This window comes from Flavobacterium sp. AJR (assembly GCF_002156885.1).
Classification (GTDB): domain Bacteria; phylum Bacteroidota; class Bacteroidia; order Flavobacteriales; family Flavobacteriaceae; genus Flavobacterium.
Window position 1 is genome coordinate 22,015 of sequence record NZ_NCWQ01000013.1, and the last position, 20,273, is coordinate 42,287.

Annotated in this window: 15 protein-coding genes; 5 read left to right on the plus strand and 10 right to left on the minus strand. The window is 30.9% G+C overall.

Annotated elements, in window-relative coordinates:
* Positions 1-211 precede the first annotated feature (211 nt).
* The 4 genes from B8T70_RS04945 to B8T70_RS04960 all read left to right on the plus strand — a co-directional run bounded on the left by B8T70_RS04945 (position 212) and on the right by B8T70_RS04960 (position 6,339).
* On the plus strand, positions 212-1,960 hold the full coding sequence (locus tag B8T70_RS04945) for a tellurite resistance TerB C-terminal domain-containing protein (RefSeq protein ID WP_039115003.1): 1,749 nt from the start codon (positions 212-214) through the stop codon (positions 1,958-1,960).
* Positions 1,957-3,270 carry an ATP-binding protein gene (locus tag B8T70_RS04950; protein WP_039115004.1) on the plus strand — a complete coding sequence of 438 codons (1,314 nt, stop codon included), beginning with the start codon at positions 1,957-1,959 and terminating at the stop codon, positions 3,268-3,270. The genes B8T70_RS04945 and B8T70_RS04950 overlap by 4 nt, the downstream gene beginning before the upstream one ends.
* On the plus strand, positions 3,270-5,399 hold the full coding sequence (locus B8T70_RS04955; RefSeq protein ID WP_039115005.1) for a DEAD/DEAH box helicase: 2,130 nt from the start codon (positions 3,270-3,272) through the stop codon (positions 5,397-5,399). Before B8T70_RS04950 ends, B8T70_RS04955 begins: the two co-directional genes overlap by 1 nt.
* A gap of 475 nt (positions 5,400-5,874) precedes the next feature.
* The gene (locus B8T70_RS04960; RefSeq protein WP_039115006.1) at positions 5,875-6,339 is read left to right on the plus strand and encodes a JAB domain-containing protein; all 465 of its coding nucleotides are present in this window, start codon (positions 5,875-5,877) and stop codon (positions 6,337-6,339) included.
* A gap of 86 nt (positions 6,340-6,425) precedes the next feature.
* Here B8T70_RS04960 and B8T70_RS04965 read toward each other — a convergent pair whose 3' ends face one another.
* The 4 genes from B8T70_RS04965 to B8T70_RS04980 all read right to left on the minus strand — a co-directional run bounded on the left by B8T70_RS04965 (position 6,426) and on the right by B8T70_RS04980 (position 8,438).
* Positions 6,426-6,704, minus strand: a complete 279-nt coding sequence (locus B8T70_RS04965; protein ID WP_039115007.1) for a hypothetical protein — start codon at positions 6,702-6,704, stop codon at positions 6,426-6,428.
* Between the two features lie 137 nt (positions 6,705-6,841).
* Positions 6,842-7,210 (minus strand): hypothetical protein, encoded by a 369-nt coding sequence (locus tag B8T70_RS04970; protein WP_123912073.1) that lies wholly within the window; start codon positions 7,208-7,210, stop codon positions 6,842-6,844.
* A gap of 435 nt (positions 7,211-7,645) precedes the next feature.
* On the minus strand, positions 7,646-8,161 hold the full coding sequence (locus tag B8T70_RS04975; protein ID WP_039115009.1) for a GNAT family N-acetyltransferase: 516 nt from the start codon (positions 8,159-8,161) through the stop codon (positions 7,646-7,648).
* Positions 8,145-8,438, minus strand: a complete 294-nt coding sequence (locus B8T70_RS04980; protein WP_039115011.1) for a DUF1778 domain-containing protein — start codon at positions 8,436-8,438, stop codon at positions 8,145-8,147. The genes B8T70_RS04975 and B8T70_RS04980 overlap by 17 nt, the downstream gene beginning before the upstream one ends.
* A gap of 932 nt (positions 8,439-9,370) precedes the next feature.
* Between B8T70_RS04980 and B8T70_RS04985 the strand changes: the two genes are divergently transcribed.
* Entirely contained in the window at positions 9,371-10,468 is a 1,098-nt protein-coding gene (locus B8T70_RS04985; protein ID WP_039115012.1) for a hypothetical protein, read from the plus strand.
* A gap of 444 nt (positions 10,469-10,912) precedes the next feature.
* Here the strand turns inward: B8T70_RS04985 and B8T70_RS04990 are convergent, their stop codons facing one another.
* The 6 genes from B8T70_RS04990 to B8T70_RS05015 all read right to left on the minus strand — a co-directional run bounded on the left by B8T70_RS04990 (position 10,913) and on the right by B8T70_RS05015 (position 20,078).
* Positions 10,913-11,221, minus strand: coding sequence for an STAS-like domain-containing protein (locus tag B8T70_RS04990; protein WP_086894123.1), 309 nt, complete (start codon positions 11,219-11,221; stop codon positions 10,913-10,915).
* Positions 11,215-12,156 (minus strand): hypothetical protein, encoded by a 942-nt coding sequence (locus B8T70_RS04995; RefSeq protein WP_086894124.1) that lies wholly within the window; start codon positions 12,154-12,156, stop codon positions 11,215-11,217. Before B8T70_RS04995 ends, B8T70_RS04990 begins: the two co-directional genes overlap by 7 nt.
* Before the next feature lie 230 nt (positions 12,157-12,386).
* Positions 12,387-13,067 (minus strand): M48 family metallopeptidase, encoded by a 681-nt coding sequence (locus B8T70_RS05000; protein ID WP_242667428.1) that lies wholly within the window; start codon positions 13,065-13,067, stop codon positions 12,387-12,389.
* A 16-nt stretch (positions 13,068-13,083) separates the two neighbouring features.
* Positions 13,084-16,137, minus strand: coding sequence for a type I restriction endonuclease subunit R (locus B8T70_RS05005; RefSeq protein ID WP_086894126.1), 3,054 nt, complete (start codon positions 16,135-16,137; stop codon positions 13,084-13,086).
* A gap of 285 nt (positions 16,138-16,422) precedes the next feature.
* A complete protein-coding gene (locus tag B8T70_RS05010) occupies positions 16,423-17,646 on the minus strand; it encodes a restriction endonuclease subunit S (protein WP_086894127.1) in 1,224 nt (407 codons plus the stop codon).
* Positions 17,640-20,078 (minus strand): type I restriction-modification system subunit M, encoded by a 2,439-nt coding sequence (locus B8T70_RS05015; RefSeq protein ID WP_086894128.1) that lies wholly within the window; start codon positions 20,076-20,078, stop codon positions 17,640-17,642. Before B8T70_RS05015 ends, B8T70_RS05010 begins: the two co-directional genes overlap by 7 nt.
* Between the last annotated feature and the right edge of the window lie 195 nt (positions 20,079-20,273).

Genomic DNA, 20,273 nt, shown 5'->3' on the forward strand with positions numbered 1-20,273 from the left:
AAAAATCATTTTCGTCAATTTGAAATTAGCAATTTAAAAATATCTATCATATTTTAACAAAATTAAATTTGATATTAAGTTAATAAAAACAGGTATATTTAGTTCATTATAATTTAGGAATGGTATTTTTATACTATTCTAGATTATGGTTTTCCGTAATAAAATGAAAGTTAAAGTACTAATATTTGACAATATTTAAAATTCAGAATATATGGATAATTCTATTATCGATGTTACAGGTGAATCCTATAGCCTTTCAAATAATTTATCAAGAAACTCTAGTGTTCCGTATTGGGGACATCAATATGTATATTCATATTCTGAAATTAACTCTGCGACGAGCCAGCAGCGTGTTTTTTATAAAACTTATAAATTTAATTTTCTAAATAATATTTATACAAATCTTGAAGGCAATAATAACTACGCATTTATTTTGCTTTTTGATCTTTTAAATGAATATGATAATCACAAAAATATAATTCGGCTTGAAAAACAATTAAAAGAATTACGAGCTTATCATCCTAAAACTAAATCGTATTGTGTATCCAATCTGGTTAAAAAATTACTAGAACATGGTCTTCATAATGATGTTGAAAGAATCAGGAAAGAGGAAAATTATTATGATGATTATGCTGGATACGATTATTTAAAATTAGGCGCACAATTTAGAGCAAAATTGAATTTAAGCGATCAGGATGTAGAATTGCTAAACAAATTATGGAATCCTGAAAACAACTTTTTCAGGATCGAATTTTGCAGTTTAGAGGTTGTTAAGTTCTATTTGTACGTAATTAAAAAGATAGAAGAAAAGTATGAAAAAGAATCTTCATCTTTAAGTGCTGAACTTGATAAATTGGCGGACAGCATTGCTTATAAACATTATAATTACAGAAAAGGAAGCAGTAATTACAAATATTCGGTAGAAACTATTGTGAATGAACTTCACTCTAATATTTTTAAATACTGTGAAAATGTTGTTCGGGAGAATTTCGGACATAAAAGGAAATTGAATGTTGATTTACAATACACTTCAAATGAAATTATTGAAGAATATAATAATAGGGTTATTTTAAAATTAAAAAAGATAATGCAAATTTATCTTCCCACGATAAATGAGCCGGATGAAAAAACTGATTTTGAACTGAATACTCAAAATACAACACGATGGAAAATCAAGTTTGATCAATTGTCGATTCAATATAAAACTGATTCAAAAACATTTATTCAGGAGATTATTACTTTAGGAAATCAAAACAAAAATAATCCTTCGGTTGAAAATATTTTTTACGAAGGTTCAAAGTTTATTGCAAGTCACGATAAAGAAGCTGCGCTTACTTTGTATATCTACTATATTTATTATGACCTCAATTCGGTAAAATTTGATAATAAACCATTGAATACAACAGTGCAAAAAAATCTGTTTAAAACTAGCGATCAGTTAAATGATTTTCAGCTTATTATTAATGAGTTTGTACAAGATAAAAATTTAGAAAAAGCATTAAAATCGATTCCAGGTGTATATGCTGCCAAAAGAAAAAAAATACAATTAGACAGAAATGCAATTCGGGAAGTTCATAATAAACATTCCGGAACCATTGAACTGCTTAATGAATATTTGCGAGATGAAGTTGAAATACCAGAAGTTGAAACACCCGTAGTAAATGAAATGGTATTGCAAATAATCCCTCAATCACAAGAATCCCAAACAAGCTCTTTTGAAGAATCAATAAATTTCACAAAAATTCAGGAAGAAATTCTGGACCTTTTTTCAAAAGCAAATCTTTCTATTCTTCAGGCAGATTTTGAAATAGTAGCAAGATCAAAAGGAATGTTTAAAAACCAACTGATCGAAAGCATTAATGAAATTTGTTATGAAACATTAGACGATGTTTTAATTGAAGAAGACGAAGAATTTTACATTATAAACGAAATTTATTTTAACCGAATACTAGCAAAATGATAGAGAATATTAAACCCAAAGAAGCCACAGCAATTATCAATTCATTAATTGGAGGCGTAGTACCCAAAATTGGCGTTCAGCATATTACCGTAGGAAGGTCTGAAGAAATAAGCGCATTTGTAAACGCGTTAGAAGATGTGAAAAACGGACATAGTATGGTGAAGTTTTGGATTGGTGATTTTGGATCCGGAAAATCATTTATGCTTCATTTGCTAAATACTGTTGCTTTGAAACAAAAATTTGTAGTCACAAATGCTGATTTTACTCCAGATAACAGGCTTTATTCTAATGACGGGAAAGGCGTTGCATTGTATTCCGCTATTATGGATAATATTGCAATCCAGACAAAACCTGAAGGTGGAGCATTGCCTACTTTAATGGAAAAATGGATAGAACAAGTGGTTTCAAAAACGGCTCAGGACAATAATATTGCACTAGAAAATATTAGAGATGAAAAATATTTAAGCCTCATTCAGAATAACATCATGAAAACCATCAACGAAATTACCGAAGTTGGAGGTTTTGATTTTGGAACCGTTATAATGAAATATTACGAAGGTTACATTAAAGATGATGAACAATTAAGACGAAATGCCTTAAAGTGGCTTAAAGGTGAATACCGTACAAAAACCGAAGCGAAACAAGATCTGGGAGTAAGAGAAATTATAAATGACCTGAACTATTATGATATGCTCAAAAACTTTTGTAAACTGTTTGTAAGCATGGGATATAGTGGTTTTATGATCAATCTGGATGAAGCAATAAATCTTTATAAAATTTCAACATCAGTAATGAGAGAGAAAAATTACGAAAAGATTTTAAGTATCTATAATGATTGTTTTCAGGGAAAAGTCAGTAATTTATTTTTCAATTTTGCAGGAACAAAAGAAGTTCTCGAAAATGAACGCAGAGGATTATTCAGCTATCATGCTTTAAAATCAAGATTAGAAAGTAATAAGTTTGAAACCGCTGAAATTAGAGATTTTGCACAACCCGTAATTAAATTATTACCTCTGGATCATAATGAAGTTTTTGTATTACTTATAAAGCTAAAATCAATTTTTGATTACAATTATAAAGTCACAACAAATATTTCTGAAGATGATATACAAAGTTTTATGGAAGAAATGTTCAATAAACCAGGCGCGTCTGAGTTTTTAACTCCGCGCGAGGTTATTAGAGATTTCTTAAATATTCTAAACATTCTAAGACAAAATCCAAATTTAGATAAATCCAAATTATTCGGAGATATCGAAATTTCAGATGAAAGACCTGACGATGTTTTAATCGATAGCATTGAAGAAATATAATGGCGTATGAATTATTATCAGAACCCATCCGAAAATACATTCGTGATAAACGATGGGAAGAATTGCGTCCCATTCAAAATGCTGCAATTACAAGAATTTTAACCACAGATAAGCATTATATTCTGGTATCAAGAACAGCTTCAGGAAAAACCGAAGCAGCTTTTTTGCCTGTTTTATCTCAGGTAAATTTCAACGAAAGAGGCGTTCAGGTTTTATATATTTCGCCACTCATCGCTTTGATAAACGATCAGTTTTTTCGTGTTGAGGAATTGTGTAAAAACTTAGAAGTTAATGTTGTCAAATGGCATGGAGAAGCCAATAAAACTTCAAAAGAAAAATTAGTAAAAGATCCAACAGGAATCGTTTTAATGACACCGGAATCACTGGAAGCCATGTTTGTCAATAAACCTTATAATGTAAAACATATTTTTTCCAATCTTAAATTTGTAATTATAGACGAGATTCATTCTTTTATCGGATCAGGAAGAGGCGTACAATTAAAATCTCTTTTGTCCAGATTACAAGATGTAAATGAAAATAACTTCAGGATAATTGGTCTTTCGGCAACTTTAGGAGATTATGCCGAAGCAAAGAAATTTGCGGGTAATACTATAGAAACCACAGTTTTAAGAGATAGTGCATCAAAAGAAATTGAAGCAAATTTCAGGTATTTCCAAAAAGACGCTAATGATTTGCCCTCAGCTCTTATAGATGATTTATACCAGGAAACTAAAGATCGCAAAGTCCTTGTTTTTCCTAATAGCCGCGGACTTGCCGAAGTTGTTGCAGTTCAATTAAAGAAAATTTCAGTTAGGGTAAAAGGACATGTTAATTATTTTTCACATCATTCATCTGTAGATAAAGAAGTTAGAGAGCACATAGAATCTTTTGCTAAAAGTAATAACCATCAAAATTTTTGCATTTCCTGTACTTCAACTTTAGAACTTGGTATTGATATAGGTGCTGTAGATGAGGTTGTACAAATCGATGCCACATACAGTATTGCATCTTTAATTCAGCGTATCGGAAGAAGCGGACGAAGAGATGGTGCTAAAAGTTTTCTGTTATTATATGCCACAAATAAATGGAGTTTACTCCAATCACTTGCCTGTTGGCATTTGTATAAAGATGGTTTTATAGAACCCAAAGAATCAATGAGTCTTGCCTATGATCTTTTATTGCATCAGGCTTTGTCGATTACAAAAGGACATTCCGGTATTAAGTATACTGATTTGGTGAGACTTTTAAAGAAAAACTTTGCATTCAATGACATTGAAATTTCTGATATAGAAAAAATCTTAAATCATTTGATCGAGATCGATTTGATGGAAAAATTAAGAGACGAAGTAATAATAGGAATTGAAGGCGAAAAAATTGTAAATGACAGAGATTTCTACAGCGCATTTACACTTGAGGACAATTTTAAAGTAGTAAATGCAGGTATTAAAATAGGTGAAATTCCGTTAAGTTCACAAATTATAGAAAATGAAAATATTCTACTGGCGGCAAAAATATGGAAGATTGTGTTTGTTGATCTCAAGTCAAAAAAAATAGAAGTTATACGAACAAACGATGGTAAAAAGCCCATATTTTCTGGTGATGGCGGAATTGTTCATGCTGTAATTAGACAAAAAATGTTTGAGATACTTTATCAGGATAAAGTTTATGCTGAACTCAATGAAGAATCTGCTGATGAATTAGACGAAATGAGAAGTGATTTTTCAACTTTTACAATAAAAAGTATCGAATCAGAAAGACTATTATTGGTTTCAGAAAAAAAACTTGTATTCTCTACTTTTACAGGAACAAAGACAAACAGAACATTACAATTTCTTTTTAATATTTTAGACATAAAAAACTCATTAGAAGATATGGAAAGCTCATTTGATATTTACCTTTCTAAAGATGACTTTTTATCTAAGCTAAATTTTTTAAGTACTAACGTTCAGGTTATTGATAAAATGATAACAGAAGAATTAGAAAAAGATCCCGAATTATTAAAAGTTTCTAAATGGGGAATATATCTTCCAGTTCAATTTCAAATTGAATGGATGAAACAAAATTATTTTGATGTAAAACAAACGCAGGAATTTTTACTTAAAATGGAAAATATTATTACAAATTTATAGCTTCTCATACTTTTATGATAATTTTCAGATGATATTTTGTATAAAAATTCGATATAAATTAAAGAAGTAAGTATCTATTAAAATTCAATTCAAACTATCAGATTAAGTTTAAAAAGTTAAAGATTGCGAATTATTTTTAGTAGTAATGATTCGAATCTTTCTGCCTTCACATTCAAAAACAAAGCAAGCCGGTGTAATACTTTGTAATCTTTTCTGTTTTTAGTGACCGCGTGGGTTCAAACCTTATTAATTCAAATAATTTTTGAGACGTATTTTTTGAGACGCATTTATCAAATGATTGTTTATTCTTCTAATATCTTATTTAATTTTGTCACAAAGTTAGAGAACCGCTTGCGGGCGCTAGCAAAAAATTCCCCCATAAATACAGCAAAAAATTCCTGCTTTATTGCGTTGCTTTTTGCGCTTGCTAAGCGATTCCCGATGAATGTTCCATAATTAATAAAATATAGAAATTATGGAAACTTTAAATCAAAACTGGCAGACTGTATCTGAAATTGAACTGATTTACAAAACAAAAGTAAGAGCCTCTGAAAGACCACAAATCAAATCTTCCAGAGATGCATACCACCTTGCTCTCTCAGCTTGGGATAGTAATAAGATAGAATTTTTTGAACAGTTCAAAGTATTGCTTATGAATAACGCTCATAAAGCACTTGGAATTTATGAAATCTCTTCTGGTGGAGTTACAGGCACTGTTGTAGACCTTAGATTAATATTCTCCGCAGCTCTTAAAGCAAATGCTACATCACTTATGATGATTCACAATCATCCTTCAGGAAACCTTACAGCCTCTGAAGCAGATAAACAGGTAACTAGAAGAGTAAAAGAAGTCGGAAGACTTCTTGATATAACATTAATAGATTCATTAATTATAACTACCGAATCCTATTATTCCTTTGCAGATGAAGGCGCTTTGTAAGCGCCTTTTTTCCCCTTTTCATTTAAGGCTAGCTATCTATTTAGGGCGCAAATTAGGCAACACTTTAGGTACTCTAGCGGTTCGACTCATTTTATATTATCTATGAACTCAATTCCTTTTTCTGTTAGTTTATGATAACGTACGTCATTTATTCGTTTATCAAATTCAATATATTCAAATTTAACTAGAAAATTTACTAATACACCAGCTTCTACGTGATCTTTATATTTAAAATTACTACTTTTTCGAACATAATTATAAGCATCCGTTTCAATATCGAAGGAATATTTGGCACTTAAATATTTTCCGTGTTTACTGAAGAACACTATCGCTTCTCTAGCGAATTCATCATCAGTCCAAATCATATGTTTATTTATTATATTACTATTTATAATATAGCCCTTTTTTATTCAGACTTGCCAAATCTCGCTAAGTACCATACCACTTTCTAATGAGCCAAATATCCAATTCCGTTGGAGTAGCTTTTGGCCGTAGTCATTTACTATTGATTTGTTTTAAAATAGACTTCTTTGTGGTTTTCTAACGGAATTAATTTATTGAAAAGAATAATTCCTTTACTAGCGTTAAGCATTTGAATAATATATTTTGCTAATGTGTCATATACTAAAGATTCCATTTTTTCTTCTCGATTATTACGATTACCAATTCCACTATTTAAATCAGATTTAAGACCATCTTTTTCTTGAGTCAGGGAACCATTTTCACCTAAGACATCATTTACTTCTAATATTTCCTTTAATTGGTTAAAATGTAAGAATTCAGCTCTACTGCCCTTTTCTTTAGCTTCGCCTCTTGTGAACTGTAATAATGGATCAGGCGAGTTAATATCGATACTAGTATTAATTGTCATTCCATTTTTTTTAACGCAAGATTCGAGTAAAGAAATACATATTTGCATAATTATAATTATTAGTTAGTATTTTAGTTTAAACATATTTTGATTAAGCTTAGTGACAACATTCTGCTACAAAAGACAGTTTCGTTCTAAATTAAGCCCTTTATTTGGATTTACCAAACATCCCAAATAACAAACCAACTGTTCATCAATCTTTAATGATATCTCTATCTGAAAATTTATAATTTTATTTGAAACCATGATAGAAGAATTGAACTGGAAAAAGCGATTATTGGTCTGGGTGTAAAATTTGACCGAGCCTTTTTTTCTAAACTTTTTTCAACTGAAGATTTAAACTAATTTTTTTTGCTCATTAAAATTAAAAAAGACAGCTAAAAGCTGTCTTTTTTAAACTGTTTAATTCTTCTAAAGTTAAAATGCTTCTTCCAATCATTGTTTGGGGAATAATCCTTCAATCGTTTTAATTGGCAGAAACATTTTTCCTGTACTTGGTATCATAATAAATCCATAACTCTCGTAAAATTCAATCGCTTTTTGGTCTAATGGATCAACTATAACAGCATAAAGTGCCATAGTGTTTTTTGATACTTCTAAGCATTTTTTTAATGCATCAAACAATAAAATCTCTCCAAGTCCTTTTCCTTGATCACTTTCATTTACAGCTAACCTTCCTAATAAGGCTAACGGAACACTATATGACTTCGGCATTTTTTTTGTTAGCTCAGGTGGAAAATCTTCCCACGCAATTGAGCTTGTTGTCAATGTAAAAAAACCTAATACTCTGTTTTTATCTGAATCAATGTCTGTTAAAACATGACAAACTGACAAATCTCTTTTGGCGTCCTGCCCCGCTTGTTTGTGGAAATAATTATCTAATAATTCTTTACCACATTTAAATTTTTTTCTTTCGTGATCCTCCGTAAGGACATTAATCTTTAGATTCATTTTGTTCAATAAATTTAAAATGGTTCGCTTGAGCCCTCTTAAGTTTATCATTAGCCTTTGGTGGATTTAAAATAGCATCCATGAATATTTTCTTATCCTCGTAGGTTTTTAAAACAGTCTCATTTTCTTTAATGATTTTGTTTGCCTCGGTATTAATACAATAAACAACAAATTCTGTTACATTTTTAAACCCTTTCAGGACTGATGCGTACTTAATCAACTCCTTATGTTCTTTACTGATACGAACATCAATTCGGTCGTTAATGATTGTTGACATATTATAGCTATTATTCGATTATATTTAATTTGATTTGATTTGATTTAATTTGATTTAATTTGATTTGATTTAATTTTTTATAACTTTTTGATTTAGCAAGATTTAAGTGAATAGTTTATTTTTAGTATTGTCCTCTATTTGTCTTTCTTGTCGTCTTTTCTTCTCTTCTAATTTTTCTTACCAGTTATTTAAGGTTTTTCTTTATTTTATGAGTTGTATTTATGACATTTCTCTAGACTTGTTTCCGAATCTCTTTAGTCTTTTAAAGATTTAGATCTCGTATCAGTTTTGCAAATGTACGTATTTATCACGTACGTTGTGTGTTTTTTTGTGTTTTATTTTTACTTTGTAGATTATGTTTGTTGTGTCTGTTGTTTTTTCCTTTCTTTTATGATTGGCGTTCCCTACGGCATTAGAGCTGTCCGCACTTAAACTTAGCTATTCTAATAATTCGCTTTTTTTTGTAATAATTAGAGCTTGTATTTCGGAAAAGCTTCTCGATGATATATACAGCTTAACCATTAATTTTTTTTTTAAAATGAAAAAAATTAAGCAAAAGAAGTTTTTTGAACTTAAGTTAAGTGTCGATTTAATATTGACCAGAGGAGACATTAAGCGTCTTATCAAGATTTTTAAGAACTTATTTTAAAGTACTAAACCCATCTGTTCAGATGGGTTTTTATGTAAATGGACTTTTGTTTGTGTAATTATGAACTTACTCAATTTGTCATAGATTTTTAAAGCACGTAACTTTAAACAAATTAAAAATAGGAAATCAACATTATCAATATTCTTTATACTTTCAATTCTAAATTAGTCAAGTATCAAACTTTGATTTTTTAATAATAGCACTTATATAAAATAATATATTGATTTAAACATCTGAAAATGATATTTTAAAATATTGTATTATTGTATTAAACAGAATTTTTATGAAGAAATATCTACTAATTACATTGGCATGTTCAACAATTTGTTGTGCTCAACAAAAAGATGTTACTAAGCAAAATACTACAATTACAAAATTTGTCACTGTTCCTATCAAAAAAGATACAATCAAAGCAACTGTAAAAACTAAACCAACTGTTGTTCCGGTTGATTCCAAAAAGGATACCAATATTATACTTGTTAAGCAAGAAGTTACTGGTACAGATTGGGCAAAATATGCTCTACCTATACTTACTTTGTTTCTCGGTATAGGTATAAATCGATTAATTGACTTGATCAGTAAAAGAAATGCAACTATCAGAAATGGTGAAAGATGGGTTGTTGAACTAAGAAGTACAGAAGTCCCATTAAGTCAACAAATGACTGATTTAATTGCATTTAGAGATAGCCTGAGTTGTATTGAATTTGTTATTCCTGAAATAAAAGCAATGACTAATTTAAATGGCGATGTATTCAAATCATTAGACAAAAATGAATTTATAAAATTTATTGAAATTAAAAATGCTAAGCCATTACACAAACGAATTTTCGATAGTCAAGAAGAAAAAGAAAAAGCATATAAAAAAGTAGTGAGCATATCTAATTATACTCACGGTCACATTGCAATAATGGAGCATCAACACAATCTTATTAGCGAAAAATTCAAGTCATATACGACTGGTACATCAGGACACGTTCAGTCCTTCAATAATCATCTACAAGAGTTTCTCAGAGAATACGGAATGTATAATTTGAATTATGAAAAAGAGGGTGTAAATATTTTCGAAGATGAAAGAACAGCACTATTAAGTTTTTTATATACTGCTCAAATTGCACCTCATATAGAAGATGGTGGATACAATCCATTTAAGTTGAGAGATGAATTTTTCATACCTAGCATCAGACACTTAGCACATTATCGATTTGAAGAAAAAACTCTTCTACTCGCCAAAAGTATTACTACTTGTTTAAATGATATTGCAGGTATCAAAATGGAAGTTGTTTATATGACTAAAAACGTAAATATTATTCTAGAACGTTATACAGAATTAATAAATTCCCTACCTGATGTAATTAATGATATAATAGGAGAAAAAGAATAATATGAAATAGTTCTCCCGCTACTGCGAGCGGAATACTCGTGTCAAAAATTTTAATTTTTTATAACTAACTAATCACTTCCTAATATTATTTCTCTCATTTTTAAAAATTTAAATTTTAAAGCATTATAAGATGTGGTCTTAACAAACTTAATTAAAGAGTAATAAAATGACATCATTTTTATATCATAGTTTAACATTTTAGAAGCGAAAATAGGGAATGTTTTTATTACTATTTATGCAGATAAAATTTCATTAAAATCATACACAAATCGGTTAGATATTTGAATGCTTCCCGCTACTAATTGGAATCTTGTTGAACTTATATCTTCCTAGCGGGAAGCATTCAATTATCTAACCAGTTTTTTGAAGATTATTATGACGTTATTGCATATGCATCTTGATGATTATAAATTCTTAGAAAAACTTAACATTGTAAGTTAATAATTATTGTAAAAAAAGTTTTTTATTATTATTCATAGCAAACATCAATACTTTTTCATTAAATGGTGAGTAATTAGAAAAAGATGTTCTATTCCTAATTTTATCATTTCCTATTTGTTCAAATAAGATTCTAAATAATTCATCAGCAAAAGAATGAGTTACTGTATCAACTCCTTTAAAATCAAAAATAAAAATTAACTCATCATTAAATATGTAGTTTTTTATTTCTTTTTCAAAAATTTCTGTAGCTAATTTTCTAGAGAAAAGAATATTGCTAAAGTCCTTTAAAACGATGTTTTTCTTGGTTACCATAATTTTTCGTTATTAGTATTATTATATTCTTCCATTAACTCCTGCAAATCGATTTTGGGTTGATAAAAATCATTATTTGCTGAAAAAACTTGTGAATAATCAACATTACAATTTGTTTTAAATTTGAGAGAAATTATTGATCCTTGCCAATAATTTGAATTTATAACCGATAAATAGTCTTTATTTGATAATAAAGTTTTACCACAGGTATTAATGCTAAGTATTCCTTCAGATAAATTTATAAACTCCTTGGTATGAAATAGTCCATATCCTTGTCCTCCTCCATTTTTACTTTTAAATTTCTCCTCGAGCGATTTTTTTAACAGATCTTCCTCCGATAAATGGTTAAATTCATCATTTTCAGCGAAAGATTCATAAAATCCAATCCCATTATCCACAATAAATATTTTTAAAATATTATTTCTGAAATATTGCGCATAAATTAACCCATTTGAATTACTTTTTGAATGCATTTCTACATTGGCAACTAACTCTCCCAAACAATAATTAACACAATTTATAGTATCTTTATCAATGTCTGAAACTGTAGATAAAATATAAGATATTCTTGTAACGACATCATACATGTTTTTAGAATTAAATTCTGAAATTTCCACTAATGACCCTTCGCTATTATGCCTGTTAAAATCTTCTACGAATGGATAATTAATATTTTTAAAAAAATTAATTCTAGCGATATAATTAATTGAGTAACAAGGATTCTGCAGCAATTCAAATCTACAAATTACTTTTTTACTTTCTAAATGTTTTATATAAGCATTAATAACTGTGAAAATTTCTCCTTTTAAAAAATGTCCCGGTTCGTAAGATAATTTTATAGTAATATCATCTATATCGTCATCATAAATCAATTTATTTACTATCGCATTAATAGTTGTACTTTGATTAATGTTCAATATTATTTCTTTAGCCATTGATTTAAAAAGGGAATATGTTGATCATGATAAAATTGTTTTTATAATACAAATAATAAAAATTTTATACCTAAATATACAATATTTATTTAAATACAAGACTTTTTTGCTTCATTTCAAGCATCTGTAATTCACAGGTCAATATCTCAATAACAATAATAATACCAATCCCCCCTCAAGCTCGGGCGCCTCATTCGGGAATAAAAGTACTTCGAAGTATTTAGATCAAATTAAATTGGTAATTCATTCAAAATTTTCTTCTGTGTGCGCCAGTTAGGCAAATATTTGTCCATCATTAAAATGAAATTTTTGTTGTGATTTCTTTCAAGAAGATGAACCATTTCATGTACAACAATGTATTCAATACAATCTATCGGTTTCTTAGCTAGCTCAATATTAAACCACAATTTTTTATTTTCAGTAATACAGCTTCCCCATTTAGTTTTCATAATACGTATTCCGAATTCAGGAGTATTTAAATTCATTATTGATGCATATAGATGAATAAGAGTCGAGAGTTGAAGTCTTAACTCTTTTCGGTACCAGTTGTATAGGATTTTCTTTTTAATATCAGTAGTTGCACCTTGTTTTGTATATAAATCAATTGCACTATGTTTTAAAACAATTTTATTTTTTTCAGACTCCTTTATTTTCAGCAAATAACGTTTACCTAAAAACTGATGGCTTTCCCTTGTAATGAATAATTTTTCAGCTTCTCTTTCTTGGCTTGAAATTTTCCTTTGTTCTTGTTTTATCCAACCTATTTTTGTTGTAAGATAGACTCTGACTTTTTCCAATTCAAAAAAATCAGGAGAAGACACAGTTACTTTTCCATACGGCGGATGAACACTTAAATGTAAATTTTTGATTGGTTTGAATTTCACCTCAATCTCTAAAGTTCCTATTTTCAAAATCTGTGTACTCAACTTAATAATCCTCTTTATGTTGTTCTATGATTTTGTATACTTTTTCAGCTAAGGTGTCATCTTCAACAACACGCTTTATTGCATTTTTGACCTTACGCTGTTTCATTACATTATCTCGAAACCCTTCCTGTTTAGCATTTTGTACAGCGTCTTCACAAGCTAAGGCTAATCGTTCATTCCCATCTAAAGTATGGTACAATGCAACTTTTCCTTTAGTGTTAAGGGACTTTGGAGCATCATCTTTCTTGCCTCTATTAACCATTCGAACCAAATTGGCCATTTTTCCTAAATATTCTTGATACATAATAGATGCACGTTTTCTAGCTTCAATTAACTCAGTTAAAAGTATGGACATTTCGTCAAAATATTTAGGATCCAATAAATGTTCTTCAACAATTTTGCTTCGAACATTATTTTCAATCACTTCGGCAACAGCTTCTTGATTGCTTTTTATGGATGCAGGCAAATTATCAATAGCCTTATTCATGTCAGTTTCCATCAAATCCAACAAGGAAATGTCCTCAAACGGAGAAATTAGTATAGATTCTTCTGCGCGGATATAAGTATCCAACAAAAAACGCATATCGGCTTCATAAACTTTTAAATCGATAGTTTCGTTACTTGCTATACGAATAACTTCACGCACATTTAAATAAAAATCCAAACGTTCTTTAAAGTGTTTGATTGATTTTTCATTGTATCCTGCCAGCTCAAAATCGGTGGTCATATTAGTATAAGCCCTAATGTACTCTACAATGGCTTTGTACAAAGCCATCCTTTTATATTCGTTGGCTTTTAAATCTTGCTCTTTTTCGGTATTACCGCAGAAATATTGAATAAAGTTTAAATCTCCTTTAGGGGATGGAACATTTTCGCACAATGCTTCAAGTGTTTCCAGAGCAATTTCTAAGCGGTCAGATGCTACTTTTAATCGGTCTTTTAATTGTATAGAAACATCTTCTTTTGTAAATCCTTCGCTTTCTAACTCAGATGTATAAACATCAATAGCATCTGTAACATTACCAAATAATTCCATATAATCTACAATGTAGCCGTAATCTTTGTCATCGGTATCTAAGCGATTAACCCTACAAATAGCTTGGAACAAAGTATGATCCTGCATTTTTTTGTCAATGTAAATATAACTGCAAGGTGGGGCATCAAAACCAGTCAACAATTTTGAGACTACAATAAGCAGTTTCATTCTTGCAGGTTGCTTGCGAAATAATTCTTTAACATCGCTTTCGTATGTTTCTGTTTTAGATTTATTGCCTTTGGGGCTTACATCTTTTAGCAGTTCCATATAAACTTTGTAGATGAATTCTTTATCAGTATCTGTTTGTGCACCTGTATCTTCCAGCGACATTTCACTTATATTCGGATTGTATGAAGTGACAATGGCGCATTTTCCTTTAAATTCATTATTCTGAAAAAGAGAATAATATTTCGTGGCTTCGTAAATGCTTCCTGCTACTAAAATAGCATTCCCTGACTGACTTGCTAAACGAGGTTTGGTACTAAAATCAACCACAATATCGGCGACTATTTTTTCCATTCGTCCTTTAGAACTTAACACATTTTGCATTGTGCCCCATTTTTTTTTCAGCTCATTACGCTGAAAATCATTTAGACCTCTTGTTTTAGCATCAAACCATTGATCTACTTTTGTTTGTGAGGTCAAATTTTGCTCAATGCTCCTTCCTTCATACATTAAATCTTTTACCACGCCGTCATCTACAGCCTCATTAAATTTATAGGTGTGGATATAGCGTCCAAAAACATCCATCGTCGTTTTTTTATCTACTTTCAACAATGGCGTTCCAGTAAAACCAATGAATACTGCAGTGTTTAAAATAGCTTTCATTGCATCATTTAGCTTACCGCTTTGTGTTCGGTGACATTCATCTACAAATACAAATATTTCCCCTTGTGTTTGTATAGGATTTTCTTTTAATTCTTTTATAAATGAATCAAAATCTCCATCACCCTTGTTGCCAAATTTGTGTATTAAAGAGCAAATTAAACGCGGTTTGGGAGCCTGTAAATATTGCATCATTTCTTTGCCTGATTTAGTTTTGGCGATATCGCTTTCACCTACATCATTAAAGACCCGTTCAATCTGATCATCTAGTTCTGTGCGGTCGGTTAAAATGACAATACGCGAATTTGGTATATTTTCCAAAATCCATTTACCCAGCATTACCATCATGAGCGATTTGCCTGAACCTTGTGTATGCCATATAATACCACCTTCTCTGCGTTTTACAAAATTCTGTGCTTCTTTCAAAGCGAAATATTGATGAGGCCGAGGTAATTTTTTTACACCTGCATCGTAAATGACTCCATTGTAAAGTAAATCTATAACACGGGATTTTTCACAAAGCTTTAATATATATTTGTCCAGTTTATATCCCTCATTATCATGCTCATCCTCTTTCCAACTTAAATAGTATTTTTCGGGTGTTTCAATTGTTCCGTATCGCAGACCTTGTGTGTTGTTTCCAGCCAAAATAACTTGGATAGTAGTGAAGAATCCCTGCGAAAAAATTTCCTTCTGATTGGATATATTCTGGCGAATACTTTCAGCTAAATCTACTGTTCCTCGCTTTAGTTCTAAAATACCGATAGCAATACCGTTGATGTACAAAACAATGTCAGGTCGGCGGTTGTGCTGTTTGTTATTCAACGTAACTTCTTCGGCAATTGCAAATTCATTTTGTTGCCAGTTCTTCCAATCGATTACGAAAAGGGTTTCAAATTGCTCGCCTAATTCAGGCCTTGCTTTCACGCCATATCGTAATAGATTATACATTTTTTGATTACGGTCGTACAAATTGCCTCCATTTGAATTTGCCAAATGACACACCTCGTTAATTGCTTTTTCAACCAGTATTTCTGTGTAACCTTGCTTCCGTAAAAAGCGATGTAAGTATTCAGTTTCGACATTGCTGTTATTGGTTCTGTCTTCCCAATTGCCATAATATTCATAACTCAATTGATTTTGAAACAATTGGACTATACGATTCTGTGTTATTCGTTCAATAGGGTTAATCATACCAGTTCTTCTTTAGCAATTAATTACACTTTATTTGTTTCTTATCTCTTACTATATCATTTCTTCTCCTTCATTACCTTTATTAATTTTATATTATTATTTGAATTAAGATAATGTTTTTTTTTGGCGTCAGGCAAGTAGTCACTTAGATAGATTTATCACTATATGAGATAAATATAAATTGCAAAGTAATTTTAAAATTTTCATAAGCAATTCTACCTTGTTATAATAAGATTTGACTATAGTTCATGTGCTTAAGAGAATTCTATCTTTGGTCTTTGCCTTCTATAATAGTCTTACTCTTCCAGTAAGTAATTCTTGCATCATTCCTTGTTTAATTTGACGTGCTTTGTTTAATTTTTTTTCTAAGGCATCAATTTCTGCATCCATATCCGATAAAATTGTGGCTATGCGGGTTTGTTCGGTGAGTGTTGGAAATTCAAAATTTAAATTTGACAGTTCACTTCCGTATAAATGATAAACCGTAGAGCCACTAACAAATTTTAAAACCTCTTCTTTATTATTACTGATGAAATATGAAAAATATAATCCATCGATTTCCATAAAGAATCTTATAATTAAAATGTCACCCCCTAAAATAACTCCATCTTTTTTAATACAGCTTGCTGTAGCAAGTCCTCTTGGTGTCACATCAGAAGTAGGCATTAAAACATCATTATGTTTTGACATAATAGCATTAATATTCGAATTAGTTCGACTAAAAACATCCCCGATCAATTCTTTGTATCTTGTAAACAACTCTCCATAATGAATACATTCATATTCAAAACTGTTATCTAACTCTGATTTAGGCAAACCTTTTCCTTTGAGAAATTGCGCAACCTCACCTAGCTTCTTTACTTCCCAATTTTCTTTAGGCGTTAGTAATTCCTGCATTGCGCCCTGTTTAATAAGACGTTTTTTTGCAATTATTTTTTCTAAACTTTCTACCCATGCATCACAATCACTTAATACTTCAGCTATTGCTTCTTGCTCGGGGAGTGGTGGACATACAAAATTAAAATTGACAAAATCTTTCTGATAAAGATGTATTATCGTAGAACCAGCTGTAATTTTTAATAGAAAATCATCAAAATAAAATGACATTAATATATAATAGAAAAATCTATTATTGATATTATTAGATTTAGGTCTGACTACAAAGACCCCACTATTTAAAGTTGTTGGTTTAGGCAGAAAATCTATGAAAGCTATTTTTCCGATAGTACCATCTTTTGTAACAAGTACATCATTTTTTTTTAATTGAATATTTCTATCTTGGTCAAATCGCATTTTTTCTACAAAAACACAATTGTCCCAATCTATATATCCGTTCTTAAAATCAGTTCCTGTTACTAATCCATAATCTCCATCATTAAGATACTCAGCTGTTGTAAGTCCTTGCCAGCCTATTCTCGCTTTTAAAGTGAAGTTTGCCTCTAAGTTTAACAACTCCCAATCTTCTGGAAGTAATCCCATTGTTTGCCTTTTTAAATCTTCCTTTACCATACTAATCCCATTTTTTGTAGGTGCTCTAGTACCTTGGCTTCAGATTGTGTCAATTCAATTTGTGAGGTCGCTAATGTGGTTTCATACCGTTCTGCTAGACTATTGATACGTTGGGTTAATCCTTGGCTAATCTTATTTTGTTCCTGTTGCATGGTACCCAATAAATAAGTTTTCCATTTGTGATGAATCACAGTGTTTTTAATTTCGTTTTCAGTAAGGGCTGGATATTTTTTGATGACTTTATCTTCCAGATTGTCTTTTGCAATTTTAATCAGTTTTCCAATTCCGGCTAAAGCTTCCTGCGATTCTATATAATTCTTAATGTAGTTTAGTTCTTCTTTTGGTGCATGGATAGCTTTTCGTTCTTTGTAAAGATTTTTTACATTTTTTAAGTTAATTTTATCCAGTTCTCCAAAGATGCTATCTTCTTCCATGTTCTCTTCTTCAATTTCATTCAAAGCTTCCTGCGTCAGGGTATATTGGTTTTCTAAATCAGCAAGTGAGTTATTTAGTTCTTTAAAATAAACTTCAATTATTAATTCTGGTGAAATCAACCTACCTTCTATGCCAGCCAATCCAATTATTTCTTTATCTTTTCCCGGTTTTCCGTCTTTATCTTTTTTACCTTTTATTACACGACGTGTCCATTCATTTCCGGCTTTCCAACCGTCCATAGATACAGAATAGACATCATCCTGCATAGTTTCTTGCCAATACATCATCAGGTATTGGTACAAATCGTAAGCTTGTACCAAAGCATTGCTTTCAAAAGCCTGCAACAAACTTTCGCTCATTTTGCCAATCAGCTCTTTACCATTACAATGTTTATCTAATTGTTCCCAAGCTTTAATTTGGTGATTTAGCCACTTATTATAAGTGATATCTAAAGTAGTATTAAATGCCTTAAATTCTTCGTGGCCAAAAATGGTTGTTTTAATATTTGCTGATGCCACGTTGAGCATTACATAGCCATCACGTAAGTGGGAAAATAATATGTTTTTCAAATTCGGATAAGCTTTCCAATAGGTTTGCATCGCTTCCAAATCCCGCACTGGAATTCCACCTTTTAAATGTGCCAATAAATCCTGAATGTCTTCATTTTCCTGCGTGTCAATATATCGCGGAATGTTGAGGTTGTAATCGTTTTTTTTATCTGCAATTTCGCTCATAGGTACCATACGGCTGTACTTTGGTACTTCTATCATTTGAGTAAATACATCTGTAATTTTCCGCAAATCCTGCTCACGCAGTCTGTTCTTGTTGCCGTCTTTGATAAATCCTTTGCTCGCATCCATCATAAAAATACCTTTACGATGTGCGGAGTTTTCTTTATCCAACACAATGATACAAGCTGGAATACCGGTGCCGTAAAATAAGTTGGCAGGAAGACCAATGATACCTTTAATAAAACCTTTCTTTAAGATATTCTTACGGATTTCACCTTCGGCATTTCCCCGAAACAAAACACCGTGCGGTAAAACCACAGCTGCTTTTCCATTAGCTTTCAAAGATTGTACTATGTGTAATAAAAAAGCATAATCACCATTCTTTTCGGGAGGTACACCGAGCTCGAAACGATTGTATTCATCACTTTCAATATTTACACCATTGCTCCAACTTTTTAAGGAAAACGGAGGATTAGCTACGACGTAGTCGAAACGCTTTAGACTGCCATCCGCTTCTTTGTAGGCAGGTCTGCTTAGTGTATTGTCAGCAACTATTTCGGCGGTTTCAGCGCCGTGAAGTATCATATTCATTGTCGCCAGATTGGCAGTAGTCGTTTCCTTTTCTTGTCCATATAAAGTAATCGATTTCCCCGCTTCATTTGCAACTTTCAATAACAATGAACCCGATCCGCACGTTGGATCATATGCAGTAGTTTGAGTAGTAGCATTTTTAAAGTTAATACCAATGACTTTCGCTAAAATACGGGAAACTTCGGCAGGGGTGTAAAATTGTCCTTTACTTTTACCGCTTTCCGTAGCAAAATGGCGCATCAAATATTCATAAGCATCTCCTAGAATATCGTCTCCTTCGGCAGAATTTTTGGAAAAATCTAAACTATTGTCATTAAAAATACGAACTAAGTTGGAAACAGTTTCTACCAAATCTTTTCCTTTGCCAAGTTTGGTTTCATCGTTAAAATCGGGAAAATCATTTAAGCCATTAGATTCTTTTATTTTATTTAGGACTTCTTTGTTGATGCGGTCTCCAATTTCAGGATTCCCAATTAAATTAACCATATCATCAAAAGATGCACCTTGTGGTATTTCAATTGCAAAATCATGATCTTTCTTTGATTTATCAGAAATATATTTTACAAATAACATTGTGAGTACATAATCTTTATATTGGGATGCATCCATCCCGCCACGTAATTCATCACAACTCGCCCATAATGAACGATATAATTCGGTTTTTTTGATTGCCATTAAGTCTCTTATAATTTGCTGAAAAGTATTGAATTTATTTGATTTTTCAATAAAAAGCTAGCTAAAAACAATGTTCTTTTTAAAAATCTCTTCTTATTTTTTCTTTTCTTCCTTCGTTTAAACTGTTTAAGTCATAATCAATGAATTTTCAGGGCGCAATAAGATTATGGTTGAATTTGTATTTTACTTTTCTGC